Source organism: Pseudenhygromyxa sp. WMMC2535 (assembly GCF_011083025.2).
Window position 1 is genome coordinate 2,528,822 of record NZ_JABJWV010000001.1, and the last position, 25,616, is coordinate 2,554,437.

At 69.9% G+C, this 25,616-nt stretch carries 22 protein-coding genes; 14 read left to right on the forward strand and 8 right to left on the reverse strand.

The window, feature by feature from the left end; translation table 11 throughout:
- Positions 1-4 precede the first annotated feature (4 nt).
- Complete coding sequence (locus tag G6O69_RS09625) at positions 5-1,063, reverse strand: hypothetical protein (protein WP_172303220.1); 1,059 nt, start codon at positions 1,061-1,063, stop codon at positions 5-7.
- A gap of 377 nt (positions 1,064-1,440) precedes the next feature.
- On the opposite strand from G6O69_RS09625, the gene G6O69_RS09630 reads away from it, so the two are divergent.
- A complete protein-coding gene (locus G6O69_RS09630) occupies positions 1,441-2,997 on the forward strand; it encodes a hypothetical protein (protein ID WP_176396740.1) in 1,557 nt (518 codons plus the stop codon).
- Between the two features lie 69 nt (positions 2,998-3,066).
- Positions 3,067-5,082 (forward strand): CHAT domain-containing protein, encoded by a 2,016-nt coding sequence (locus G6O69_RS09635; RefSeq protein WP_172303222.1) that lies wholly within the window; start codon positions 3,067-3,069, stop codon positions 5,080-5,082.
- Positions 5,083-5,210: 128 nt separating this feature from the next.
- Here the strand turns inward: G6O69_RS09635 and G6O69_RS09640 are convergent, their stop codons facing one another.
- Positions 5,211-5,696 (reverse strand): CarD family transcriptional regulator, encoded by a 486-nt coding sequence (locus G6O69_RS09640; RefSeq protein ID WP_172303223.1) that lies wholly within the window; start codon positions 5,694-5,696, stop codon positions 5,211-5,213.
- A 174-nt stretch (positions 5,697-5,870) separates the two neighbouring features.
- Here G6O69_RS09640 and G6O69_RS09645 point away from each other — a divergent pair, with 174 nt between their 5' ends.
- The 4 genes from G6O69_RS09645 to G6O69_RS09660 all read left to right on the forward strand — a co-directional run bounded on the left by G6O69_RS09645 (position 5,871) and on the right by G6O69_RS09660 (position 10,256).
- On the forward strand, positions 5,871-6,353 hold the full coding sequence (locus tag G6O69_RS09645; protein ID WP_172303224.1) for a hypothetical protein: 483 nt from the start codon (positions 5,871-5,873) through the stop codon (positions 6,351-6,353).
- 154 nt (positions 6,354-6,507) lie between these two features.
- A complete protein-coding gene (locus G6O69_RS09650; RefSeq protein ID WP_172303225.1) occupies positions 6,508-7,617 on the forward strand; it encodes an S-(hydroxymethyl)glutathione dehydrogenase/class III alcohol dehydrogenase in 1,110 nt (369 codons plus the stop codon).
- Positions 7,618-7,662: 45 nt separating this feature from the next.
- The gene (locus G6O69_RS09655) at positions 7,663-9,336 is read left to right on the forward strand and encodes an ATP-binding cassette domain-containing protein (RefSeq protein ID WP_172303226.1); all 1,674 of its coding nucleotides are present in this window, start codon (positions 7,663-7,665) and stop codon (positions 9,334-9,336) included.
- Between the two features lie 491 nt (positions 9,337-9,827).
- A complete protein-coding gene (locus G6O69_RS09660) occupies positions 9,828-10,256 on the forward strand; it encodes a PilZ domain-containing protein (protein ID WP_172303227.1) in 429 nt (142 codons plus the stop codon).
- A gap of 19 nt (positions 10,257-10,275) precedes the next feature.
- On the opposite strand, the gene G6O69_RS09665 is transcribed toward G6O69_RS09660, so the two are convergent.
- From G6O69_RS09665 to G6O69_RS09675, 3 genes are all read right to left on the reverse strand, one after another.
- Positions 10,276-11,154 carry a response regulator gene (locus G6O69_RS09665; protein WP_172303228.1) on the reverse strand — a complete coding sequence of 293 codons (879 nt, stop codon included), beginning with the start codon at positions 11,152-11,154 and terminating at the stop codon, positions 10,276-10,278.
- A gap of 239 nt (positions 11,155-11,393) precedes the next feature.
- Entirely contained in the window at positions 11,394-12,626 is a 1,233-nt protein-coding gene (locus tag G6O69_RS09670; protein WP_172303229.1) for a sensor histidine kinase, read from the reverse strand.
- Positions 12,626-14,509 (reverse strand): AAA family ATPase, encoded by a 1,884-nt coding sequence (locus G6O69_RS09675; RefSeq protein ID WP_172303230.1) that lies wholly within the window; start codon positions 14,507-14,509, stop codon positions 12,626-12,628. The genes G6O69_RS09670 and G6O69_RS09675 overlap by 1 nt, the downstream gene beginning before the upstream one ends.
- Positions 14,510-14,590: 81 nt before the next feature.
- Here G6O69_RS09675 and G6O69_RS09680 point away from each other — a divergent pair, with 81 nt between their 5' ends.
- On the forward strand, positions 14,591-15,766 hold the full coding sequence (locus G6O69_RS09680; protein ID WP_172303231.1) for a hypothetical protein: 1,176 nt from the start codon (positions 14,591-14,593) through the stop codon (positions 15,764-15,766).
- A 159-nt stretch (positions 15,767-15,925) separates the two neighbouring features.
- Positions 15,926-17,056, forward strand: coding sequence for a methionine adenosyltransferase (gene metK, locus G6O69_RS09685; RefSeq protein ID WP_172303232.1), 1,131 nt, complete (start codon positions 15,926-15,928; stop codon positions 17,054-17,056).
- 54 nt (positions 17,057-17,110) lie between these two features.
- On the opposite strand, the gene G6O69_RS09690 is transcribed toward metK, so the two are convergent.
- On the reverse strand, positions 17,111-18,532 hold the full coding sequence (locus G6O69_RS09690) for a hypothetical protein (protein ID WP_172303233.1): 1,422 nt from the start codon (positions 18,530-18,532) through the stop codon (positions 17,111-17,113).
- Positions 18,533-18,663: 131 nt separating this feature from the next.
- On the opposite strand from G6O69_RS09690, the gene G6O69_RS09695 reads away from it, so the two are divergent.
- From G6O69_RS09695 to G6O69_RS09720, 6 genes are all read left to right on the forward strand, one after another.
- Positions 18,664-19,851, forward strand: a complete 1,188-nt coding sequence (locus tag G6O69_RS09695; RefSeq protein WP_172303234.1) for a putative Ig domain-containing protein — start codon at positions 18,664-18,666, stop codon at positions 19,849-19,851.
- A 27-nt stretch (positions 19,852-19,878) separates the two neighbouring features.
- Positions 19,879-21,960 (forward strand): class I SAM-dependent methyltransferase, encoded by a 2,082-nt coding sequence (locus tag G6O69_RS09700; protein ID WP_176396741.1) that lies wholly within the window; start codon positions 19,879-19,881, stop codon positions 21,958-21,960.
- Positions 21,957-23,087 carry an FAD:protein FMN transferase gene (locus tag G6O69_RS09705; protein WP_172303236.1) on the forward strand — a complete coding sequence of 377 codons (1,131 nt, stop codon included), beginning with the start codon at positions 21,957-21,959 and terminating at the stop codon, positions 23,085-23,087. Before G6O69_RS09700 ends, G6O69_RS09705 begins: the two co-directional genes overlap by 4 nt.
- A gap of 85 nt (positions 23,088-23,172) precedes the next feature.
- Entirely contained in the window at positions 23,173-23,817 is a 645-nt protein-coding gene (locus tag G6O69_RS09710) for a carbonic anhydrase (protein WP_172303237.1), read from the forward strand.
- A 471-nt stretch (positions 23,818-24,288) separates the two neighbouring features.
- Positions 24,289-24,522: an addiction module protein gene (locus G6O69_RS09715; RefSeq protein ID WP_172303238.1), complete on the forward strand. Its 234-nt coding sequence runs from the start codon at positions 24,289-24,291 to the stop codon at positions 24,520-24,522.
- Positions 24,522-24,830: a type II toxin-antitoxin system RelE/ParE family toxin gene (locus G6O69_RS09720; protein ID WP_172303239.1), complete on the forward strand. Its 309-nt coding sequence runs from the start codon at positions 24,522-24,524 to the stop codon at positions 24,828-24,830. The genes G6O69_RS09715 and G6O69_RS09720 overlap by 1 nt, the downstream gene beginning before the upstream one ends.
- A gap of 6 nt (positions 24,831-24,836) precedes the next feature.
- Here G6O69_RS09720 and G6O69_RS09725 read toward each other — a convergent pair whose 3' ends face one another.
- Both G6O69_RS09725 and G6O69_RS09730 read right to left on the reverse strand, forming a co-directional pair.
- Positions 24,837-25,181 (reverse strand): hypothetical protein, encoded by a 345-nt coding sequence (locus G6O69_RS09725; protein ID WP_172303240.1) that lies wholly within the window; start codon positions 25,179-25,181, stop codon positions 24,837-24,839.
- A 179-nt stretch (positions 25,182-25,360) separates the two neighbouring features.
- Positions 25,361-25,579: a hypothetical protein gene (locus G6O69_RS09730; RefSeq protein WP_172303241.1), complete on the reverse strand. Its 219-nt coding sequence runs from the start codon at positions 25,577-25,579 to the stop codon at positions 25,361-25,363.
- Between the last annotated feature and the right edge of the window lie 37 nt (positions 25,580-25,616).

Sequence of the window (25,616 nt, forward strand, 5' to 3'; positions counted from 1 at the left end):
GTACTCATTGCTCCTGTGCTCCAAAGGCGGCCCAGCGCGCGTCGCCGCGAGCCTCGAGCTCGGCGCAGGCGCAGCGACGAAAGCCGCGGCTGCTGAGCTCGCGCTCGATCAAGGCGACCGCGGCGGGGCTGTAGACGTAGCTGACCACCGTGCGCTCGTGGCCGCGGGCCTTGGTGATCACGGCCCGCGAGTGGGCGCGGCTGCCCTTGAGGCCGAGGTGGGCGATCAACCGACCGACGCGCATGGCCGTCAGCGCGGACCAGCGCTGGGCGATCTGCGTGGGCGTCGACCAGCCGTGAGAGAGCAGCGCCTCGTGATCTTCGAGGTGACCGCCGAGCGCGATGTCGCTGGCGACGACGCGGTGGGCGACGACGCGATCGTTGTCGACGAGGGCGTCGCGCTCGAGGCGATCGAGCAGCCGCTCGAGCACGGCGGCCTCGAAGCAGCGACGCTCGAACTCCAGGCGGTTGGCGGCGATGGTCGCCGCGTCCGGCGACAAGATCGGCTGCTCGAAGGCCCTCGCGGCCCGCTCCCAGGCGTGAAATTCAGGGGTCACCCGCTCGCGCAGGTGCGTCCGCAGGCGCCGACCGACGGCGCTGTTCAAGGTTGCGACGAGCTCGTCGATGGCCGCCATGCCGATCAGCACCAGCGGCTTGCGACGATGCTCCGGCCCGAGCACGACCTGGGCGTGGTCGAGCTTCTCGAGCAACCCGCGGCGCTCGCCTCCTTCGATGAAGGCCACGGCCCCGCTCGGGACCCGGTCTTGCCAGCGCTGCGCGAGCAAGGTCAGCAAGCCGGCGACGGCGATGTCGACGCCAGCCTTGCCCTCCTCGAGGCGGCCCTCGGTGTTCGGCTCGTTGACGAAACCGAGCACCCGCGCGAGCTCGGACACGAGCCACATCGGCTGGTGGTCGCAGGCGATGGTGATCAGGCTCCAGCCCTCGAAGCCGCTGACGAACTGCACCTGCAGGTGGCGCTCGGTGGCGAGCTCGTCCGAGCCCTCTCGCGGCTCGCCCTTGGGCGCGCCGACTTGAACCGGGGGTTCTTGTAAAGGCAACAGCATGACGTCGAACCATTGACAATATGAGCCCTCGACCCGCTGACGGTCATTGACCCAACTGTCACGATGGGATCACCGAAGATAACGGTGACAGCGGGCGGGGAACCGTTCGTCACCGTCCGGCTAAAACCCAAAATTCTCCCCCTATCAGCGGATTGGTGCGGGATCGAACCGTCCCCCGGACGGCCCCGTGCGGTCCGCCAGCGGTCAAATGAGCACAATAAAAATCAAGCTCTCCATATCTGCATACTTGATCCTTGGATCAGAAAAACATCGCGAGACATTCTCGGCCGAGAGCCGCGGTGACGCCCATGGTGACGCTCGGCTCGAACGCCCCCTTCGGGCCCCGACCGCCCGGGCTGGCGGCCCATCCTTGACCTATGCGCGGGCCAGTCGCGACAACGGATCGGATGATTGATCACCTCGACCCGCCCACACTCGCGGCCGAGCCCGAGGCCTTCGACGAGCTCTTCGTGGTCGCGGGGCTGCACCTCGGCGGTCGGCGCTTCGACGCCGGCGAGGCGCTCGCGGCGATGATCCGCGAGCTGGGCGCGCGCGCGGCCCCTCGCCTCGCCCTGGTGATCGCTGGCGAGCTCTTCGATCTCCCGCCGGGCGCCGGGCCGGAGGACTTCGCCAGCGTGGCCGCGACGCCAGCGTGCGCGCCGGTGTTTGCCGCCCTCGCCGAGTTCGCGCGCACGCCCGGGCGACGCCTCGCGCTCGTGCTCGGCAGCGATGATCGCGAGCTCGCCACGGCGCCGACGCGACGCTGGCTGAGCAAGACCCTCGCCGCAGACGCGGGCCGAGTCGAGCTCGCCTTTGGCGGCTGGGGTTACGCGGCGAGGGTCGGCGAGCGCCGGGTGCTGGTCGCTCACGGCGGCGACGAGGCCGAGCCGGGCACGGCCGTGGACTTCGAGCAGCTGCGCGCGCGCAACCTCGCCGAGGCGCGCGGGAGCTCGGCGCTCGCCTCCGAGCCCCTCGCAGGCCTCGAGCTGCGCGCGCTGGTCCACGCCCGCGCGGCTCGGCACCCGCTCTTGGCCCTGCTCGGCCCAGCGACGCCCGCCCTCGCCCCGGTGCTCGCCGCCTTGGACCCCGAGGACACCGGCCCGCTGCTCGCGGCCCTGCGCGCCCTCGACCTCCGGCGCAGCGCGAGCGCGGCTCGAGCCCACGCGAGCGGCTCACGGCTGCTGGGCGCCGCGGCGTCCGAGCCCAGCGACGCGAGCTTGCACGAGCGCTACCTCGCGCCCACGCTGCGCGACGACCCCATCGTCTCCAACGACGACGCGGCCGCGCTGTTGTGGTCGGCCAAGGTCGCGATCGCCAGCGGCCGAGACCCTCGCGCGCGTGCGCGAGCGGGCATGCTCGGCGCCTGGGATCGCAGCGCCGGCGCGAGCTCGCCTCGCCAGCGTCGGAGCCACGGCCAAAACCAGGCTCGGCCCGTTGACGGCCCGCAGGCCCTCGCGCGCGCCCTGAGCCGATGGGTCGAGGCCGCCGGCGGCTTCGAGCTCGACGGGGACGACCCGAGCCTCGCCGCCCTCGACCGCCTCGTCGGTCCGTCCGTGGATGTGCTGATCGCCGGCCACGGCGGTCGGCCGCGGGCCTGCCTTCGCGCCCGCGCACCCGGCCGCGCCTACTTCAACCCCGGCGGCTGGTCTCGCGCCCTGCGGCCGCGCGTCGAGGCGCTGAGGGATCCCGCGGCCCGCGAGCGACTGTGGCGAGCGGCCACCGCCGGCAGCCTCGCGGCCCTCGAGGACCCTGACCTGGCGACGCTCGCAGATCTCGGCGGGCTGCCCGGCGTCTGCGAAGGCGAGGACCTGCGTGGCTTGGTCGTGCATGCCGCGACGCTGGTCGGCGTGCACCCAGACCACGCGCTGCTCTACCGCGCGCGTCCTGGGGGTGAGCTCGAGCCCTTGCCCGACACCCGCCTGCCGCGGGCCTGATCTACCCAGCCAACCCAACCCAGCCGCCCCAGCCAGCCAACCCAACCCAGCCCAGCCGCCGCCCGAACCATGACCGACGACATCCGCACTGTCCCCCTCGAGCTGCTCCGCCTTGGTCCGCCGCACAACCAGCTGCTCTCGCCGCTGACCCGCTACCTCGGCGTCTGCGGCAACCACCGCGCCGAAGAGGTCAGCGTCCCCTGGGAGCACCGCGACTTCGCCGTGGCCATCGAGGCGCTGCGCTACACCGGCGTCGGCGAGCAAGATCGCCTGACCTCGCTGGTCCGCCTGGGCAGCGAGGTCACCGGGGTGATCGCCAGGGTCGAGGGGCTCAAGAACGTGCTCTCCGCCGCGGCCGCGCAAGCCGGCACGCTGATCCAGCTCGAGCTGGTGATCTCGGCCAGCGAGCTGGCGATGCTGCCCTTCGAGCTCACCCGGACCTTCCCCGGCGGCCCGGGCTCCGACGAGCAGTTCCTGGTCATCCAGCCCGCCGTCGACGTCGAAGTCACGCGCCGCGTCCGGGGGATCGAGGCGGGCGCGTTTTCCTGGCCGACGCTGCCCAAGATCTTGTTCATCGCGGCGCAGCCCGAGGGCATGGAGGTCCCCCGCGACGCCCATCTCCAGGCCTTGATGGGCGCGATCCAGCCCTACCTGGGCGCCCACGAGGACACGCCCGAGGCCCTCTTCGAGGCCGCGAGCCCCTACCTGCGCATCCTCCCTGCCGCGAGCATCGACGAGATCCAGCGGACCTGTGCGGCCGAGCACTTCAGCTACGTGCACGTGCTCGCCCACGGCCTCCAAGATCCCAGCGCGCCGGGGGCTCCCTTTGGCCTGGCCCTGCACGCGGGCCCCGGCCTCGACCAGCTCGAGGTCGTCAGCGGAGAGCGCCTCGCGGCGGCGCTGCGAGCCTCGGGACAGGCGCCCGCGGTCGTCACCGTCGCCGCCTGCGACAGCGGAAACGTCACCGAGGTCGTGCACAACGGCGCGAGCTTGGCCCACGCGCTGCACTGCGCCGGGCTGCCCTTCGTGACCGCCTCGCAATTTCCCCTGTCCTTCGAGGGCTCCATCGAGCTCGTCGAGCAGCTCTACCAGCGCCTGCCCCAGGGCGAAGATCCGCGCCGCGTGACTCATGATCTGCGCCGGCGCCTCTACGCCAGCTACGCCGCGCAGACCCACGACTGGGCCAGCCTCGTCGTCTACGCGGCGCTGCCAGTGGACATCGGGGATCAGCTGCGACGGGTCCGCTACCAGTCCGCGCGCCGGCGCCTCGACGCGCTGATGGAGCGCCTCGATCACCGGCTCGAGTCGCGGGCGGATCCAGGCGAGGGCGAGGGTGAGGACCTGCGCGTGCGCGTGGGCGAGACCCTCGACCTGCTGCCCTGCGAGGGCGAGTGGAAGATCGAGGCCGAAGGTCTGCGCGGCAGCGTGCGCAAGCGGCTGGCCCAGATCGACTTCATGGCCGGGCTCGCCGCCAACGCCGACGATCCCGACACGAACGCGCGCCGCGAACGAGCCTGGTCGCGCTCTGTGGACGGCCTGCGTCGCGCTCGCGACCACTACCGCGAGGCTGCGCGCCAGAGCCTGCTGCAACACACCGACGACCTCTTGCAGCAGTCGGCGATCCAGTGGCTGCTGATCCAGGACCTGTGCCTGAGCGCCGTGCTCGGCGAGGCCTTCGACCGCCACCGGTGGTCCGCCGCCCTGGTCTCGACCCTGGCGGATCTCGAGGCCGGCACCAGCGAGGTGCAGACCTGGGCGCTGAGCAGCCTCGTCGAGCTCCACGTGTTGCTCCTGGCCTGGCCCGGCGCGGCCGCGATGGTCGGCGTGGCGGATCCCGCCAGCGAGGCTCACCAGGCCGCCGCGCGCCTCGCCGAGCACGGCACCAAGCTCCCCCTCGTCGTCACCTTGACCCGGCGCCAGCTCGACCGATACGGCGACTGGCTGTGGAGTCCGGCGCTGCTCGAGCGCCAGGCTGCCCGGGGGATCGTTCGTGAGCTCTCCCGCGAGGGAAGCGAGGGAAGCGGGGAGCAACTTGACATCGTTAGCCTCACCCGCGCCCTGGGAGCCGTCTTGGGCCAGCCCTGATGAGGACCACTGGGGTGCCGCCGAAGACCGGTGAGGCGCCGGCCTCGCACGGCACACAAAGACCCCACACAGCGATCGCTGGTGGGGTCTCCAGTTTTCCAGGCGAGCCTGGGGCTCGGGGAGGCTCGCTAGGCGAAGATCGCCTCGATCTCGCTGTCGATGGCCTCTTCACCCATCTCCTTGGCGAGGGCCAGCTCCTGCACGAGCAGACCTCGCGCCATCTCGAGCATGTTTCGCTCGCCATAGGAGAGGTCCTTGTCACTGCGCAGCAAGCACAGGTCCCGGAGCACGGTGGCGATCTTGCTCAGATCACCTGTCCGGATCTTGTCCATGTACTCGCGGTGACGTCGGTTCCAGGTCGCCGTGGAGATCTTCTCGCCGCGCTTGCGCAGGACCTCGTAGACCTGATCGACCTCTTCTGGGGTCACCAGGTTACGCAGGCCGACGGAGTCGGCGTTGCTCATGGGCACCATCAAGGTCATATCCTTGCCTAGCACCCGCAGAACGTAGAATTTCTGCTGGGATCCCGAGATCTCGCGGTTCTCGATTCCCGTGATTTCGGCGACGCCGTAGCCGGGGTAGACGGTCTTGTCGCCAACTTGGAACTCGGGCATGTGGTCGGTTCCTCAGCCGCGAAACGGCGTACTGCGGCGGGTCGTAACGTTTACCACGTTACACCCCAAAAGTCAAAGGAAGCGCGCCGGTTGCGATCCGCGCGCAGAGCGGTTTACCCAGGCTTACGTGGAGTGATCTTGTCCCCGGGTCTTCTTCTTCTATCATCCCTCGCCATGGCTCGCCTCCCCCGCCTCAGCGCCGCTCTCCTCGCGCTGACGCTCATGACCGCTTGTGCAGGTAACCCGGATCGCTTGTCGAGTCCGGATCGCAACTTCTACTACGTCATCGACGATGACCAGACCCAGGCGGAGTACCTCAAGCTCAAGGACTCCGAGCGTCAGACCTACCTGGAGAAGCTAGGGCTGTGGCAGCAGTGGCTCGAGCTCTCGGGTGAGGAGCGCGACGCGGCGGACACCGGTGAGGTCAAGGTCGGCTTCAAGGAGTTCGCGGCGCACATGGCCTGGGGTCTGCCGGCCGACGAGCGCGTCGCGGAGGCCCGCGGGCGCTCGGTCAGCTACCAGACCTTCATCCGATGCACGAGCGGGCCCAAGAAGGGCAAGTACGTGCGCCAGAACCTCGACTGCGACGGGACGTCCAGCGAGGTGCAGCTCGCCGTGGAGAACGGCATCGTCACCGAGATCAAGTATCTCGACTAGCGCCAGCACGATGCTGGGTGCCCCGAAGTCGCCGAGCGCTGCACCGCGCTCGGCGACGCGCAATTGAGGCGCTCGCTCGGCGTGCAAGGCTCGACCCACGCGTGCAAAGTCGTGCTGCGGAGCGCGGCCGCGGATGAGCTGCTAAAACGGCCTCATGAAGACCCGCGCTGCCGTAGCCCACGCCGCCAACAAGCCCCTGACCGTCGAAGAGGTCGAGCTCGGAGGACCACGCGAAGGAGAGGTCCTCGTCGAGATCAAGGCCACGGGGATCTGCCACACGGACGCCTACACGCTCTCGGGCGCGGATCCGGAGGGACTGTTCCCGGCGATCCTCGGCCACGAGGGCGCGGGCGTGGTCGTCGAGGTCGGCCCCGGGGTCAAGTCGCTGAAGGTCGGCGACCACGTCATCCCGCTCTACACACCCGAGTGTCGCCAGTGCAAGTTCTGCACCTCGGGCAAGACCAACCTCTGCCAGGCGATCCGCTCGACCCAGGGCAAGGGCCTGATGCCCGACGGCACCAGCCGGTTCTCGATCGACGGCGAGCAGCTCTTCCACTACATGGGCACCTCGACCTTCGCCAACCACACCGTGGTCCCGGAGATCGCCCTGGCCAAGGTCCGCGAGGACGCCCCCTTCGACAAGATCTGTTACATCGGCTGCGGCGTGACCACGGGCATCGGCGCGGTGATCAACACCGCCAAGGTCCGGCCCGGGGACAACGTGGTGGTATTCGGCCTCGGCGGCATCGGGCTCAACGTGATCCAGGGCGCGCGCATGGCCGGCGCCAACATGATCATCGGCGTCGACATCAACCCCGCCAAGCGCGAGATGGCCGAGCGCTTCGGCATGACCCACTTCGTCAACCCCAAGGAGGTCGAGGGCGAGCTCGTGCCCTACATCGTCAACCTCACCGACGGCGGGGCGGACTACTCCTTCGAGTGCGTGGGCCGGGTCGAGATCATGCGTCAGGCCCTCGAGTGCTGCCACAAGGGCTGGGGCACCTCGGTGATCATCGGCGTGGCCGGGGCCGGCGAGGAGATCGCCACGCGCCCCTTCCAGCTGGTCACCGGCCGCGTGTGGAAGGGCTCGGCCTTCGGCGGCGCCAAGGGCCGCACCGACGTGCCCAAGATCGTCGAGTGGTACATGGACGGGAAGATCGAGATCGACCCGATGATCACCCACACCATGCCGCTGGACGAGATCAACCATGCCTTCCACCTGATGCACACCGGTGAGTCGATCCGCTCGGTCGTGACCTTCTGAACCTGCCGAACTGGCTGAACCGGCTGAACCAGCTGACCCCCGAGCTTGAGCGAGCACAGCATCGACGACGACAGCCCGCCGGTGCTGCTGCGCGCCTGCGGGCTGGACATCGACCGGCCTGACGGCGCGCCCTTGCTGCGCGGCGCCGACCTCGAGCTGCGCGCTGGCGAGATCGTCGCCTTGCTCGGGGGCAGCGGCGCGGGCAAGTCGACCCTGGTCACGGCGCTGCACGACCGCGCGAGCCTCGAGGCCGCGGGCTTCCTCGTCGACGCCCAGGCCCTCGAGCGCCACGCGGGCGTGGGCATCGTCCCGCAGCGCGGGGCGCTCTTCGATCACCTCGACGTCGCGGGCAACCTGGCGCTGGCCATGCGCAACGCCTACCCGCCGCGCCGCGTCGACGCCGGCGGGCTGCAAGACGCGCTCGAGAGCGTGGACTTGCCCCGGGCCTGGGCCGGCGGCGAGCCGCGGGGCGTCGGCCACCTGTCCGGGGGCGAGGCTCAGCGCCTGGCCGTGGCGCGGACGCTGGCGGGCGGGCGGCGGATCTTGTTCCTGGACGAGCCGTCCGTGGGTCTGGATCCCCTGCGCGTCGAGGGCCTTGCGGATCTGCTGCGTGCGGAGATCCGCCGCCGCGGCGCCGCGGCCCTGGTGATCACCCACGAGCTCGAGTTCGCGGCCGGCTTCGCGGACCGCTTCATGTTCATGGACCGGCGCGAGCAGGCGCTGGTCGAACTCGAGCCCCTGCCCGGTGACGCCTCCCCCGAGGAGCGCGCGGCGCTGCGCTCCGACAGCCGCCCGCGGGCGCTGCGTCGCCGCGTCGCCGCGAGCATCGGGGACCAGATGACCGCCCGCCTGGCCGCCGACGAGGCCCCGAGCGCCGAGCCCCGCCCCTCCGCCCTCGCCCGCTCGGCCAGCGCCCTCGCCGGCGCGGCCCGGCGCGGGCTCCAGACGATCTTTGGCGGCCTCCAGGTCGGCCCGCGGGTGCTCGCCAACCTCGGCCGCGCCCTCGCCCGGCCGCGGGATCTCTTCGAGGTCCTCGGCCCGGTGATCAAGCAGGCCCTGCTGCGCCCCGCCGCCTTCTTTGGCGTGGTCTCGCTGCTGATCGGCTTCACCTTGCTCTACATCCTCCACCGCGCCGTGGCCGGCGGAGAGCTGCCCCTGCTGCCCGAGCGCGTGTTCTCGCTGATCGGCTCGATGCACGTGATCGCCCTGGCCCCGGCGCTCTCGGGGATCCTCTTCGCGGCGACCTCCGCCAACGCCGTCGTCGCCTGGCTCGGGGGCATGTCCTTGACCCGGCAGACCACGGCCCTGCGCGCCCTGGGCATCGAGGCGCCGCGCTACCTGTGGGTCCCCGCGTTCATCGGCCTCGTCGGCGCCTACCTGGTGCTCGCCGCGCTCTTCGCCCTGGGCATGCTCGCCGGCGGCGCGGCCTACCTCGAGCTGCGCGTGCCCGAGCTCGGCGGCTGGGGCCCGGCGTGGGAGCTGCTGACCGCGGACCTGGTGGATCCGCCGCCGCAGCGGGCGATCTTCCGCGAGCGCGCCGCTGGGCTGACCCTGCTCTACGCCCTCGGCATCGCCGGGGACGCCGTGGCCAAGGGTTCGCAGGACAAGCGTTCGGCCGAGGCTGTGACCATCGCCATGGTCCGCAGCGTGATGACCACGACCTCGTGGATCGTGGCGCTCGAGCTGCTGTCCTTGTTGCTGATCTATCGTGCTGGCTGAACCGGGGCGCGCTGGCTGAACCAGGGCGCGCTGGTTGAACCAGGGCGCCCTGGCCGAGCCGCACATCACCTGAATTGGATGTGAACATTCAGCGCGTGGCTAGTCGACTCGCTGGCTAGAGCGGCGATCAGTTTGGAGGCGCGCTCTCAGGTGCGTCTGGGCGGTCTCGTGGCGAGGAGCGAGGCCGAAGCTGTGGTGGACCCACTGCGAGCGCCGAGCGACAAAGACCACGGGGCCGCCCAGATGTGCCTGAGGGTGTGAATCCAAACTGATCGCCGCTCTAGCCAAGCTGCCACGTTTTCGAGCACGAGCGGCGAGCGCGAACGAGCAGGCGCCGTCAGCGAATGGCGGCCGAATTTGCCGTCTCAGCGCTACTTTGGCGTCAATCTAACGATGCTCGCTTCCACGAACTCCGTTATTTTGACACCCGAAATTTAATTGCTGGCACTTGGAAATTTGTGTGCCTTTCTGTAGGTGAAGGGTTCACTCGCATGTCCATCGACCGACGCCAAGTTCCCCGCGTTAGCCTGCACGCCGTCGGCACCATCGACTTTGGCGAGCGCACCGCCCCCTGTCAGCTCCTCGACCTCTCGCGCACCGGCCTGCGCCTGGTCACCCCCGAGTGTGACCTGCCCGCGGACCCCGTCCGGATCCGTTTCCAGCTCGGGCGGACCGACGCGGCCTGGACCGAGGTCGACGCCCGCCTCGTTCGCGCGCGCGACTACGACGCCCGCTCCTCCCAGTGGGGCATGGCCTTCTTGCCCATGGACCCCGGCACGCGCCTACGCCTGCGCGACTTCCTGGCCCTGCGCGGGGTCACCCGTCGCGGCCTGGCCAACGAGCCGCGCTGGCAGACCCACCCCTTCGACTCGTCGAGCGCCCTCTCGGGGCTCTACCGAAGCGCGCGCAGCCTGGGCTGATCCGGCACAGCCGCGCGGCTCACTTGGCGAGCATGACCAAGAGCTCGCCGTGGGCCGCCATCGCGTCGGCGTCGTAGGTGATCGAGTCGCTGGGGACCTGCAGACAGTAGCTGCCGTGGCCGTCGTTGCGGATCCAGCGATCCCAAAACCCGGGCACCTGCGACTCGAGGTCCTTGCGCAGGCGGTTGAGCGCCTGGCGTGTGCCGCTTTGGATCTCGGGCACGTCGAGCAGCGAGAGGTGCTGGCCGGGGGAGCGCTTGGCGTAGATCGCCAGCCGGGCGAACAGCCGAAAGCGCTGCTCGGACAGCTGCAGCTCCTTGCCGTTGATCTCGATGTTGCAGCGCCGCCGGTCGTAGGTGCCGACCAGGTGGATCGAGGGCGGGCCGGCGTCGAGGCTCGCGGGCCCGGCGTCCTTGGCCACGCCGCCGAGCTCACCGGCGTCGTAGCGCACCCCGCTGACCTCGGCCGCCCGCGCCTCCTGGCGCTTGGCGAGCAGCTCCTTGATCGCCTGCTCCGGCGACTCCTTGCCGCTGTCGAAGGGCTTCTTGATGAAGTCGTCGGCGCCGGCGAGCAGCGCCCGGCGGCAAAACTCGTGGTCGTCGCCGTGGGCGGTCATCACGATGATCCCAGGGCGGCGCGCGTCGGGCAGGGCGACCACGCGATCGAGCAGGTTGAAGCCGATCTCCAGCCGCGGGAAGCGGCCCTCCTTGAGCGGGATCGACAGGTCGAGGAGCACGTAGTCGAAGAGCGTGTCCTCGAGCAGGTGAAGCGCGTCCTCTTGGGAGCTGGCCGAGTGCACGTCGTGACCCAGGGACTCGACGGTCTCGGTGACGAGGTCGAGGAGGGTGGGATCGTCTTCGACGATCAGGGCGACGTGCTTGGTTCGCGAAGGCAGCATGCTCGAGTCGGGGTCTTGTCTGCGCTCGCGCAGCTTGGAGCAGCTTCGCGAGGCGTCGAGGTTACTCGCCGAGTCTAAGACACCGACGCCCGCCCGGGCCAGCCACGGGTGCGGGTGATCTCGATGGGATCACGGGCCACACCGACGATCGGGCCCGGCGCTCTGGCCCGCGCTCGCCCGTCATCGGACCCGGGGTGTCGAGGTCGACAGGGGTCCCCGTGAGAGGCGAGCGCTCCGCCTCACTCCGTCGCGGCCGGGAGCACGCAGCGAACGGTGGTGCCTTGCTCGGGCTCGCTCTCGATCACGAATTCTCCGCGGCACTCGCGCTCGATGATCTTGCGGGCCAGGGGCAGACCCACGCCGGTGTGCTGGTCGTCCTTCTTGGTCGAGACCATCGGCAGCAAGGCGCGGTGGATCTCCTCGGGTGCCATGCCGTAGCCCGAGTCGACGATGTCCACGGCGATCCATCCGCGCCGCGGGATGCTGCTGCGGATCGTCACCTTGCCCTCGTCCTCGCAGGCCTCGACGGCGTTCTTGACCAGGCTCGAGAGCGCCTGGATCAGCCGGCTGCGCGGGGCGTGGAGCTTGGTCCCGGGGCGGGTCTCGAGCTCGACCTCGAGCTTGACCTTGGCGGGCACGTCGAGGGCGTCCTCGACCAGGCCGATGATCTTCTCGGCGAGCTCGCCGAGCTCGATGTCCTCGGAGTCGTAGTGCGGATCGTCGACGAACTTCTTGGTGTCTTCGAGCATCAGCTTGAGGAAGCGCCCGCGATCCAGGGCGATGCCGAGGTTGCGCTCGTAGAGCTTCTTGGCCGTGCGGCTGCTGTCCAAGCTGGCCTGGAGCTTGTTGAGGGCGTCGAGCAGCCCGGCGACCACGGTCCGCATCTCGTGGGTGATCTCGTTGGTCAGCAGCTTGAACTGGTGATCCGCGAGCTTGCTCGCGGCCGCGGCCACGGCCTCGCCGTGCTGCTCGCGGAGCTTGGCGAGCTCGTTGGCGACCACGTCGATCTCGTCGGTCTTGCGCTTGTACTCGCGGTCGAGCTCGCGCCGGCGGTCGGCGAAGCTGCGCGCGGCCTGGGCCACGTACTGGTTGGCGTCGGCCTCGAGGCGCCCGGCGATCTTCTCGAAGAGCGGGTGCTCGACGTGCACCAGGCCCTGGGCCACGGCCCGGCGGACCTCCCACTTGTCGTCCTCGCTCAGGGCGAGCAGGCGCTCGACGAGCAGGCGCAGCTCGAGGCCCGAGGGCCGCGCGCGCAGCTCCTCGATCATGCCCTCGATGACCTCGACGCGCTTGGTCCACGACTTGGCGCGGATGCCCGCCAGGACCTCGTCCTCGCCCAGGTCGAGCGCATCGAGCTCATCGTGCTCATCCGTGCTCGCGCCTGTCCCAGCCCCTGCCCCAGTTGGAGTGCTCGCCGCCGGAGCAGCCGCCGCCTGCTTGCTCCCGCGCGCCTTGCCGCGTCGACCAGCCATCAGTACCCGTACCTCCGCTTGCGCTCGAGGAAGGCCTCGGCCCCGCCCTCGAGGATCTGCTCGATCTCGAGCTTGAGCTTGTCGACGTCACCGTTGGTCCGCAGCTTGCCGTGCTGCCCGTCGGACTCGGTCACGAACACGGCGTCGGCGTCTCCGAGCACCGGGATGTTGGGGTTGTGGGTCACGAAGATCAGCTGGCGCTTGGCCTTCACGGCGCCGATGTTGCGGACCACCGTCTCGTAGATGAAGGCGTTGTCGAGGTTGTCCTCGGGCTGGTCGATGAGCAGCGGGCGGTCGCTGTCGAGCAGCAAGATCGGCAGGATCGTCGTGCACTTTTGCCCGGTGCTCAGGGTCGAGGCGTCCTTGTAGGTGCCGCCGTCGCACAGCTCGATCTTGGGCCGGTCCTCGAGCTGGAGGGCCTCGAGGTCGAGGAGCAGCTTGCCGTCCTCGGCGGCGCGCATGCGGTCGATCAGCCAGTCGGCCTGCTCGTCGCGGATCTCGAGGGCGGTGGCCAGCTCGGACACGGCGCTGCGCTCGAGCAGGCGGACGAGCTCGCGGGGCGGGAGGTTCTGCTCGATGCGCGAGACCAGGGCGTTGTAGTGGCGGCCCTGGCCCTTGAGGGCGTCGCGCAGGCAGTCTGCGTAGTCGACCCGCTCACCGAACTGGGTGATGCCCACGCGGATGTCGGGCTCGAGGCGCGCGGAGATCTCCCGGGCGGTGCGCTGGCGCAGGGCGAACACGCGGTCGTGGAGCTCCGAGAGCTGGTCGAGCAGGTTGCCGCGCTGCTTGGTCAGCTCGTTGAGCTCCTGGCGGCGGCGCTCGACCTGGCGCTTTTGCTCGAGCAGCTCGTTGAGCCGGGCCTGGAGCCGCGCGCCCTCGCGGGCCTGAGCCTGGGCGTCCTGGTGCTTTTGGAGCAGCTCGGCGTAGCGCTGCTCCTGACCGGCGTGGGCCTCGCCGAGTTCGCGCTCGAGGTCCTCGACGCTGGCCCGGGTCTCCTCGATCAGCTTGCGCGCCGAGCCCAGCTGCCCGGCGACGTCGTTGCCGGCCTGCTCGAGCACGAGCTGGAGGCGCTCGAAGAGCTTGGCGTTCTCGCCCTCGGAGCGCTCGACCAGCCGGCCGAAGCTCTTGACCGTGCGCGTGAGGTCCTCGAGCTTGTCGAGGCTCGCGGCCAGGGTCTCGTCGGCGCGCTTGATCGTCCGCTTCTCCTGGTCGCGGCTGCCCTTGAGCGCGACCTCGCGGTTGATGTCGTCGGCCTGCTCGCCGCCGACGTCGAGGGCCTCGAGCCGCTTTTTGAGCTCGGGGATCTCCGCCAGGGCCTCCTCGCGGTCGGCGATGGCCTGGCGCAGGCGGTGGATGTCGGCGCTGTTCTTCTCGAGGTCCGAGGCCAGGGCCCGGCGCTCGGGCTCGATCTCGGCGATCTCGTCGGTGATGAACTGGTCGATGATCGCCAGCTGCGCCCGGGGGCTGATCGCAATGTCCTCGATCTGGTGCTGGCTATAGAAGTCCGCGGCGAACACCTGACCGCGGTGCAGCGAGATCTCGACCGGCGAGCCGCGCTGGTCGCTGACCTCCGGCTCATCCCCGGTCGCGCCGCGGTGGACGCGGTAGATCATGCCGTCGCGGGTCTCGATCACGACCTCGACGGTGCCGCGATCGAGGTTGGCCTTGATCAGCTTGGTGAGCTGCTGCTCGCGCTGCGGGTCGTCGATCGGGGCCTGCCCGAGGCAGTGGCGGCACAGCTCGAGGATCGTGGTCTTGCCGGTCCCGCGCGCGCCGATGATGCAGTTGAGCCCGGCGGCGAAGTCCATCTCGAGCCCGTCCCAAAACCCTCCTCGCACCTCGAGGCGGAGGATCTTGTGCGAGGCGTGCGCTGCGTCGGTCATGGCCGATAGGGTACATAGAGGTGCGCGCGCGCCATAGGGCCATATTGAGGCGACCGCGCTGCGGCGCTAACCTGCGAGGGCATGGTCCTCCGGTCAGTCCTCCTCCGGCTGTCTGCCGGTCTGGCGCTGGCCTGCGCCTCGGCCTGCGCTGGGGACAGCCCTGCCGACGACCAGGCGGACGAGGCGGGCTCGAGCAGCGAGGGCGCGGGCGAGACCCAGGACACCGGGGACACCGGCGAGCTCCTGCCTGGGGATCTGTGTGAAGACACCCCCTTCGCCGTCGAGGCCCCCGGGCGACTCGGCGCGAGCCTCCGCGGTGCGACCAGCGACCCCGCCGGCATCGCCTCGAGCTGCGGCCTCGATGGCCCGAGCATCTTCGTGCGCGCGCGCATCCCCAGCCGCGTCGACCTGCACCTGAGCGTGAGCGCCGAGGGCTTCGAGCCGCGCCTGGGTGTGCTCGCGCCGGGCTGCGTGGCCGAGTCCGAAGACCCCGAGCGCCTGCTCGCCTGTGCCCAGGGCCTGCCGATCACCGTGGAGGACCTCGGCCCCGACCGCGACCTGCTGGTGGTGGTCGGCGCCCGAGCCGACGACCCCGGCCTCGCCAGCGAAGCCCCCGAGACGCCCGAGCTCGCGGACCCGCTGGACTTCGAGCTCGTCCTCGAGGTCCGCACGGTCCTCGCCGAGGGCGAGCGCTGCGGGGCGACCTATGGACGCTGCGAGGACGGGACGGTCTGCCAGCTCGCCGGTGATGGTGATGGTGACAGCGACAGCGACAGCGGCGAGGAGGGGACGGGGGAGCTTCGCTGCGTGCGCCCTCCCGCCGACAGCTGCGCCGCGCCCGGAGAGCTGAGCTTGCCCGGCCTCGGCGAGGGCCCCCTCGTCGTCGCGCTCTCCCCCGACGCGGTCCACACCGACGCCCACGAACACGCCTGCGCCGGATGGCGCCGCCCCGAGCGCGTGGATCGCTTGCTCTTGCCGGCGGGCCTCCCCGACGACGCGCGCCTGCGCGTGCGCGCCAGCGATGCTCGCGTCGGCCTCGCGCTGCGCGGCCCGAGCTGCCTGGTCGAGGACGCCCTGGCCTGCGCCCCCGCGAGTGACCCCGAGCAAGGCGCGGTCGAGACGCTGCTGGAGTGGAGCTCCCCAGGAGCGCTCGCGACCCTCGCAGAGGCCGGAGAGCGCCCATTGCTGTTCACGGAGCTCCCCCGCCCCGAGGACTTCCCCAGCGCGGGGATCATCCTCGAACTCGAGCTGCTCTGAGCGCCCCCCGTCGGGGCCTGTCGGCCGAGTCGAAGCGGCCTTCGCGTCCCCAGAATCGCCAGCCACCGAGCCGGGTTGCGTGGGCGGGGCCTGGTTCCTATCCTGCGCGCCGTTCCGACCGGCTGTGCGTTTGCCCGGCCCCGTACCAGGAAACTACTCATGACCCGAAGCCTGTTCACCAGCGAGTCCGTCACCGAAGGTCACCCCGACAAGATCTGCGACAAGGTCAGCGACGCGATCCTCGACGCCATCATTGCCGACGATCCCAAGTGTCGCGTCGCCTGCGAGACCCTGGTGAAGACCGGCTTCGTCGTGGTCGCCGGCGAGATCACGACCTCGACCTACGTCAACATCCCAGAGATCGTCCGCAAGACCATCACCGAGATCGGCTACGTCAGCTCCGACATGGGCTTCGACGGCAACTCCTGCGGCGTGATGGTGGCCATCGAGGCCCAGAGCCCCGACATCAACCAGGGCGTCGACCGCGACCAGGGTGATCAGGGCGCCGGCGACCAGGGCATGATGTTCGGCTACGCCTGCCGCGAGACCGACGTGCTCATGCCCATGCCGATCCACCTCTCGCACAAGCTGACCGAGCAGCTGAGCGCGGTCCGCAAGCAGGACGCGAGCACCTTCCTGCGCCCCGACGGCAAGAGCCAGGTCTCGGTGGTCTACGAGGACGGCAAGCCCGTGGCCGTGGACACCGTGGTGATCTCGACCCAGCACTCCGAGAGCGTCAGCCAAGAGCGCCTGCGCGAGTTCATCATCGACGAGGTCATCAAGCCGGTGATCCCCGCCGCGCTGCTGAGCAACCCGACCTACCACATCAACCCCACCGGCCGCTTCGTCATCGGCGGCCCCATGGGCGACGCCGGCCTGACCGGGCGCAAGATCATCGTCGACACCTACGGCGGCATGGGTCGCCACGGCGGCGGCGCGTTCTCGGGCAAGGACCCGTCCAAGGTCGACCGCAGCGCGGCCTACTACGCGCGCTTCATCGCCAAGCAGCTCGTCGCCGCGGAGCTGTGTGATCGCTGCGAGGTCCAGCTCGCCTACGCCATCGGCGTGGCCGAGCCCGTCAGCATCCGCGTCGAGAGCTTCGGCACCGGCAAGGTCGACGACGACAAGCTCGCCCACATCGTGCGCGAGAACTTCGACGCGCGCCCGGGCAAGCTGATCGAGGAGCTCGACCTGCTCAAGCCGGTCTTCGCCAAGACCGCGGCCTACGGTCACTTTGGCCGCGAGGGCTTCACCTGGGAGAACACGGCCAAGGCCGCGTCCTTGCGCTGAGCGCTCTGCTCCCGACAAAGGCGGCCGCGCCTGCTTTGGCAGGGCGGCCGTTTTTCATTCGCAGCGCGGGCGCGGGTCGGTCCCCAAGCGCAGCCGCTCGACGAGCGCGCCCACGGCCGCGACCACCAAGATCAGCGCGTAGGGATCGTAGGGCGCGCGCAGCCTGGGCGTGGCAAAGAAGAGCGCGCTGACCAGGATCATCGCCAGCAGCTGCAGCGCGACGATGCCCAGGGCGAGCGAGCGCCCGCGCCACAGCGACGCGAGCGCCCACAGCATCGCGAGCACGGCCACCGGCGCCAGCCCGGCGGCGATCCGCCGGCCGACCTGGGCCACGGGCAGCATCCAGGGCGCGCGGTGGTCGGCGCTCTGCGGCCACGGGCGGGCGATCACCCAGGCCAGGGCGACGTTGCTCAGGCTGTAGCGCAGCTGCCCGACGAGCCCCGTGGCCGCGAGGCAGCGCCGGCGAAGCGCGCGGTGGATCTGCGGATCCCCAGCCTCGCCCACGTAGTCGATGCGCTCACTACCCAGCGCGGGCCGCAGGGCCAGGGGGTGCCCCTCGCCTGCCCGCGCCAGCGCCCGGAAGCCGGGGAGGCTGATCCGCCTGCCCATGCTCGCCTCGAAGCCCTCGCGCTGCCCTCGATCCATGGCCGCCTGGGAGCGAAAGGCCCGGGTCTCCACGTTGTGGCAGCGGCCGGCGGTGAGGTTGACGGTCGCGCTCTCGGCCACGCCGCCCCAGCGCCCCGTGTAGATCCGAAAGTGGGCCATGGACACGAGCAGGGCGAGGCCCAGCGGGATCCCCAGGCGCAGCGCTGCGCCCGAGCGCAGCCGCGGCGAGGAAGCTCGGCGCTGGCGCCTGTCCAGGCGCCAGCCCTCGCGCCTGGACAGGCGCCAGTGAGCGGGGATCAGCAGCAGATAGAAGACGGCCACCTGAGGACGCAAGGCGAAGGCCACCGCCCCCCAGGCTCCCGCGGAAACGGCCCCCTCCCCGTCCTGGGCGAGGGTCACGACACCGAGGGTCGCAGCCAGCAGCGCGCAGCAAAAAGGCACCTCGCTGAGGAAGTACCCACCCTGAGAGAGCAGGGGGATCCAGGCCAGCAGCGCCAGGCCGACGACCCGCGCCGGCCACGGACCCCAGCGCGCCGGCAGGCAGCGCCGGGCCAGCGCGAAGCCGAGCATGACCGAGGCCGCCGAGCACGCCGCCCAGATCCCGTTGGCCGCCCACAGCCCGGCCGCGCCGGTCCCCAGCGCGAGCATGGGCAGCGCCAGGAGCCAGTGGGTCCCCCACGCCTGCCAGGCCATGGACCGGTCTCCAGGCACCACCCCGAGCTCGACGAGCTGCCGGGCTCGGTACACATAGTGGGCCATGTCGGCGTAGAGATAGTCCTGGGCCGGGTGCACCCAGATGGCCCACAGCCCGCGGGAGAGCAGCGCCGCGGCCAGCAGCGCCCACCAAAATTGGTCCCTCTCCCGGCTCACCGAGGCGATTTTGCGCCGAATTTCACGCGCTTGCGAACACCGCCGGCTTCTGGCGTCGCGCGAGCGGCACGTGATAGACTGGCCGGCGATCCAGGTCCGACTTTTGCGACCTCGGTCCGGAGACTGCACTCATGCCCGCGCATATCTCTCTTCGCGTCCGTGCCCTCGCCGTGACGGTTCCGGCCATCGCCCTCCTGATCACCGGCTGCAGCCGCGACGAGCTCGCCCCCGACTGCTTCGAGATCGACCCCAACACCGGCGTGTGCCTGGTCCCGGATCCCGGCGGCACGGAGGCGGGGATCAACTGCGAGACCTTCCCCACCGGCGCCGTGGGAGCCACCTACGAGTTCCAGGTCGAGATCGGCGGCGGCAGCGGCAGCTACTCGATGTGGGAGGCGGAGAACCTGCCCGCGGGCCTGAGCATCGACAACAACGGCCTGATCTCCGGCGTCCCCGAAGAGGCTGGGACCTTCGCCGACGTCAACATCTCGGTCTTCGACGTCGGCCGCGGCTCGTCCTCGAGCACGTCTTGCGGCCCGCTGATCGTCAACGACGCCCTGAGCGCCAACCCGGTCAGCCTCGAGACCCTCGGCTGCATCCCCTACCAGACCTCCAAGGCCGACATGGTCGCCCTGCTCGAGGGCGGCGACGAGTCCGAGATCACCTGCCGCGCCTTCACCGACAGCGGCTCGGACACCTGCCCGCTCGGCGACGGCAACGGCCGCCCGGCCCCCGGCATCGGCTTCGACGAAGACAGCTGCCAGCACTCGGGCACGATCAACAGCGACTACCACGGCACCTGGGTGTGGATGATCGAGGTCGAGCAGAGCGACTACACGATCGCCGTCCCCTACTGCGTGACCAACGAGCTCGACACCTATCACGAGATCGCCCTGAGCGTGGACGGCGACAGCGCCGACGAGGCCGCCCCCGCGATCTTCGCCTACGACGGCGTCAACAGCCTGGCCTTCGGCAACGGCAGCCACGTCTGGGACATCATCGACCCCAACTGCCCCGGGACCGACTGCAACAGCTTCGGCTTCAAGTACGACGTGACCTGCTCGCCCTTCGACGCCATCGACGGCTGGGAGATCTCGCTCTCGCCGTCCTCGGGCACCGACACCGGGCTGACCCACCAGATGATCGCCACCGGCCCCGCGGTGTCCGAGAAGTTCACCCGCCGGCCCTTCGTCGCCTCCTTCGAGATGGCCTACTGCACCTCCTCGGACAACGAGACCTGCGCCGTCGAAAACTCGACCTTCGACCAGAACGCCCAGACCAAGTACCACTTCGACGTCGTCGGCTTCCCGACGCTCTAAGTGGCGCCAGGCACTCCTCGATCGACTGTGGCGAGCCCTCGCAACAGCGTCCGTGAGCAGAAGCTCGCTCGGGTGATCGATCGCGAGGTCGCCCCGATCTGGCACGACCGCTTCGCGCGCCTGATGATGCGCGAGCTGCCCAGCGAGCCGGGCACCGTCGCCCTCGACATCCACAGCGGCCCCGGCCACACCACCGCCGAGCTGCTCCAGCGCCTCGGCGACGACGCCCGGGTCGTCGCCCTCGGCCGCGACCCCTGGCTGATGCAGGTCGCCAAGGCCAAGGTCCGCCCCGAGTGGAAGCGCCGCGTCTACTTCAAGGCCGGCGACTTCGACGACGTCACCGAGATGGGTGACGACAGCTACGATCTCAGCATCGCCAACCTCGTGCTCGGCGAGCAGGTCATCGACTGGAAGGCCGCCCTCGCCGAGCTCTTGCGGGTGACTCGCCCCGGCGGGCAGGTGCTGGTGACCATGCCCCTGCACGGCTCGTGGCAGGAGGTCGAGGACCTGTTCGAGGAGCTGCTGCGCGACGAGGGCATGCGCAAGCAGGTGTCCACGCTCCAGCAGCTGCGCCGGCGCCGGCCCAAGACCAACCAGCTGGTCTCGGGCCTGCACGAGCTCGGCCTGAGCGAAGAAGACTTCGTGCTCGAGCACGAGCGCTTCGAGCTGCTCTTCCGCAGCGGGCGAGAGTTCCTGTTCGCCCCGGTCATCGAGCACGGCCCCCTGCGCCTGTGGAAGGCGATCCTCGGCCGCGCCGAGAAGCCCCAGGCGCTGTTTTGGCGGTTCAAGGAGTCGATCGACACCTACTACGCGGGCCACGTCCTCGGGGTCACGGTGATCGCCGGGGTCTTGCGCCTGCGCGTGCCCGAGCCCGGCGCCCCGAGCTTCTCGGCGTCCTATTGGTCTCGCTACCCGCAGCTCTCGCGGATCTGGCGAGGCGAGACCGAGGGTGGTGACGAGGAGTTCGACCTCGACATCGAGATGGACTTCGACGAGGGCGACGAGCGAGACCAGGTCGACGCCGGTGACAGCCAGCCCGCCCTCGCCGAGCGCTCGATCACTGGCATGCCGGCCGACTCGGCCGCCTCGCTGCGCCGGACCTCCGCCGACTCGGGCTCGAGCTTCAGCGGCGAAGAGGCCAGCATCATCGCCGAGCTCCCGCCCGTCGACGACGTCTCCCTCGACGATCAGCAAGACCCCTTCGCCGGCCTGCTCGACGAACTCGAGGCCGAGGAAGTGATCGCGGCCGAGATCGCGGCCGAAGACGCCGAGTCCGAGTCCAAGACGCCGCGCAAGCCCACGCCCACGGGCAAGGCCGCGACCTTGGGTGGCGCGCTCGAGCCCAGCGAGAGCGGCGTGCGCTTGATCAGCAAGCGCGCCGGAGACAGCGGCAGCTCGCCGATCCCCGGCCGCCTGCCTCGCAAGCCCGGCGACAGCGGCAGCTCGCCGATCCCCGGCCGCTTGCCCCGCAAGCCCGGCGACAGCGGAAGCTCTCCAATCCCCGGCCGCCTGCCCCGCAAGCCCGGCGACAGCGGCGTCTCTCCGATCCCCAGCCGCCTGCCCCGCAAGCCCGGCGACAGCGGCGTCGGCCCTGCCCCGCGCCGAGACAGCGTCGTCGGCCCGCCTCCGCGCAGGCCCGGAGACAGCGGCGTCGGCCCTGCCCCTCGCCGCGACAGCGTCGTCGGCCCGCCTCCGCGCAGGCCCGGAGACAGCGGCGTCGGCCTTGCCCCTCGCCGCGACAGCGTCGTCGGCCCGCCTCCGCGCAGGCCCGGAGACAGCGGCGTCGGCCTTGCTCCTCGCCGAGACAGCGTCGTCGGTCCGCCTCCGCGCAAGCCGGGCGACAGCGTCGTTGGCCCGGCGCCCAAGCCTCCCCGCGCCGCCAAGGCCAGCGCGCTCCAGCCCACCGCGACCCCGCCGGGCGGCGGCGATCCCTTCGCCGCGATGCTCGACGACGACGACGATCTCGAGGAGATCGACAGCGTCGACCTGGCCGCAGAGGAGCTCGAAGAGCCCGAGGAGCTCGAAGATCTCGACGCGATCTTCGAGGATCTCGAGCCCAAGCTCGAGTCGCGCAAGCCGCCTCCCCTACCGCCCAAGCCCAAGTCGTGACGCGCTCGCTCGTGATCCACCGCGGAGCCCTCGTCGCCTGCTCGCTCGTGGCCGCGCTCGCCTGTGGCCCGAAGGCCTCCGACGAGGGCGCGGCGACCAAGGCCCAGGCGGAGCCCCAGCCCCACGCCGAGCCGCTCACCGACGAGGACGCCCGCGCCCTCGTCCGCGACGACGGGACGATCTTCGCCGAGGCCGAGCTCATGGGCACCCGGACCTCGGTCAACGTCTGGGTCGGAGGCGGCGACGCGCTCGCGGCCAAGCGGGCGATCGAGGCCGCCTTCGCCGAGATGGCGCGCATCGAGGACATCGCCTCGGAGTGGCGCTCGGACTCGGACCTCAGCAAGCTCAACGCCAGGGCCGGACAGGGCCCCTTCGAGGTCGCCCCGGAGCTCGTCGAGATCCTCGCCCGCGCGCGCGAGGTCTCGGCCGACACCGAGGGCCTCTTCGACGTCAGCTTCTACGCCGTGGGCCAGCTGTGGCGCTTCGAGCCCGGGGCCAAGCCGCCGACGACCGCGGCGATCTCCGAGCGCCTGCCGCTGGTCGACTGGACCAAGGTCGAGGTCGACGCCAGCGCGCACACGGCCACCCTCGCGCGCCCGGGCATGAAGGTCGGGCTCGGGGCGATCGCCAAGGGCTACGCCGTCGACCGTGCGGCGGCCTTGCTGACCGAGCGGGGCTTCGCAAACTTCATCGTCGAGGCCGGCGGCGACACCTACCTCAGCGGGCGCAAGGGCAGCCAGGACTGGCGCGTGGGTGTTCAAGATCCCGGCCAGGCCAACGCTCGCGTGGGTCACCTCGTCGCCAGCGATCAGGCCGTGGTCACCTCGGGTAACTATGCGCGCTTCTTCGTGTGGGAGGGCGTGCACTACACCCACATCCTGGACCCGCGCAGCGGCTGGCCGATCCGCGCCGACGACAGCCCCAAGAGCGTGACCCTGATCGCCGCCGACGCGACCACGGCCGACGCCTACTGCACGGCCGTGAGCGTGATGAAGCCCGAGCAAGGCCTGGCCTTCGTCGAGGCCCGGCCGCAGCTCGAGGCGGTGATCATCGGACCCGACGATCGCCTCTTGGTTTCATCGGGCCTCGGCGAGCGCTTCGTCGACGAGCGCGCTGCGCCGCTCTAGGAGCCCGGGGCTCCGACGCCACGAAGGCCACTTTGTCGGCCAAACGCGTGCCACCGCCAGGCTGCTCACTACACTGCCGCCAGCGATGTCTGCTTTCGACGAGATCCTCGAAAACAACCGTAAATGGGCCGCCGAGCGCACCGCCGCCGACCCCGAGTTCTTCAAAACCCACGCCAAGGGCCAGCGCCCGAGCGTGCTTTACATCGGCTGCGCCGATAGCCGCGTCCCGGCCTGCACGATGATGGGCCTCGACGTCGGCGACGTGTTCGTGCACCGCAACGTGGCCAACTTGGTGCCCAACGCCGACGACAACGTCACCGCGGTGATCAACTACGCGGTCTGCCACCTCGAGGTAGAGCACGTGGTGGTCTGCGGTCACTACGGCTGCGGCGGGGTCGAGGCGGCGATGGGCAAGGATGACCTCGGGGTGCTCAACCCCTGGCTGCGCAACATTCGCGACGTCTACCGCCTGCATCAGGCGCAGCTCGACGCGATCGCGGACGAGGAGGCTCGCTACAGGCGACTGGTGGAGCTCAACGTCGAGGAGCAGTGCCTCAATGTGTTGGAGCTGCCTTTTGTTCATCAGCGCTACCGGAAGGGTGGGTCGCCGAAGGTGCATGGGTGGGTTTATGACTTGGGGTCGGGGAGGTTGGTGGATTTGAAGATTGATGCGGGGGAGTTGTTGGAGCGGGTTTCGGGGATCTACGAACTCCATGAGGCTGCGGGGTAGGTTTTCTCGGGGGGTGTTTTTTTCTTTTGCGCGGGGTGTTCTCTACGTCGGTGCACGCGCACGGGCCAGCAGGGACCCTTCCCGCTCAGACAGGTCGCTGACTTCATGCTTCGTTGCGTGGGCGGTTGTTTGCCTTTTGGGCGGGTGTTGCTCCGAAGGGAGGGCGGTGTACGCGAAACTCGCGGGAAGGGTCCCCTGCTGGCCCTTTTGTGCGCGTCTTCCTTCGGGAGAAAATCTCCGCCCCGCTTGTGTGCGCACCTGAGGACTTGAAGGATCCGAGGCTTCGGCAGATCCTTGGGGCTGATTGGGGGTCCGAGCCCTCCCCCCCTCTGCGGCTTAGGGGGAGCGGAAGGGCGCGGGCGTCGCTTGCTGCCGAATGCAGACAGGCGGTCCTCAGCGCCCTTCTGCGGGCGTTCTGGGCCAGGCACAGCGGCGTGGTCGGTCGCGGTCCCGTGGCGTAGACTGGTTGTGGTGACCGCCGCCGCGAAGAAGATCCTGGAGGACGCGCTCGCGCTGCCGGACGACGAGCGCCTGGAGTTGATGGCGGCGCTCAGTGACAGCTTCGAGCCACAGCCGACCGAGCTTTCACCGGAGTGGAAGGCCGAGATCGAGGACCGCATCGGGCAGTTGGAGCGAGGCGAGGTCGAGCCGGTCGAGTGGGAGCAGGTCGAGGCGAAGATCCGCGCGACGCTGGCCCGGCACTGATGCGGTTGCGGCTCCATCCAGCAGCGCTCGTCGAACTCGACGAGGCCGTGGACTACCTCGAAGAGCAGCGCGAGGGGTTCGGCGCGTTGCTCTTCGATGAAGTGACACAGCGGATTGCCCAAGGTGCTCGCTGGCCACGCAGTGGCGCTCCAGTCGCGGGCTTCGCCGAGCGTCACGACGTGCGCCAGTTCGTCGTCAAGCGCTTCCGCTACCTCGTCGTGACAGCGGTCATTCGGGACGAACGGCTCGTCGTCGCAGTCGCCCACACGAGCCGCCGACCCGGGTACTGGCGCGACCGCTTGAAGTAGTTCGGCTCAGTGCCGACGAGCAGGCGCCTCGACCTGCGCATCGTCGCCGTCGTCGTGCTCGGCCTGGTTGAGCGGGTGGGTCCGGGCGTGGACCTCCTGGAGCTTCACCACCGAGACAAAGGTGTAGACCACCAGGCGGACGCCCCGCGGCGACAACCAGGTCGCCTTCACTCTCGGCCCAAACACCTCGACGATCTCCTTCTCGGGCACGACGTTGCGCATCCAGGTGCCCGGCTTCACGCCGGCGATGCCTTCGAGAACCGAGACGCGGGCGAGAAGGTCGAGGCTGGTCGTCCTCGCGTCACGGGTCAGGAAGGCGACGACGAGCTTGGGGAGCGAAAGGCGGGGCATCTCGCTGAGGGAGCAGGCATGGGGAGATCTCTTGCAACTTGATCGTTGGTCGGCCTTCGCTCATCTCCTTGCCCACCGTGTTCCTTGGCCCGTGTAGTGTCTGCCGGCCAAGGAGCGGCGCTGTGTACCGAGCGACTACTCACTTCGGTCCTATCCACGGTTGCAGCAACGAGTTGAACTCATCGTCGCTCATGCCCCCCGTCACTGACCCGACTCCAGGCTCCAGATTCGATGATCGTTCTCAGGGGAATCGATGGAAATGCCTGCTTGAAGTAGAAATTGAGCGTATCTTGCGCAAGCCCTCCTTCCGTTAGTCGGTCCAGCAGGTTGGCCATTTCGACCGGAGTTAGCTGCTCTTGTTCAGCACTGAGCGCTTTTAGGATTTCGTCTTTGCTCATTAGAAAAATTCCATGACGACTTTCTCATCGGTGTTGA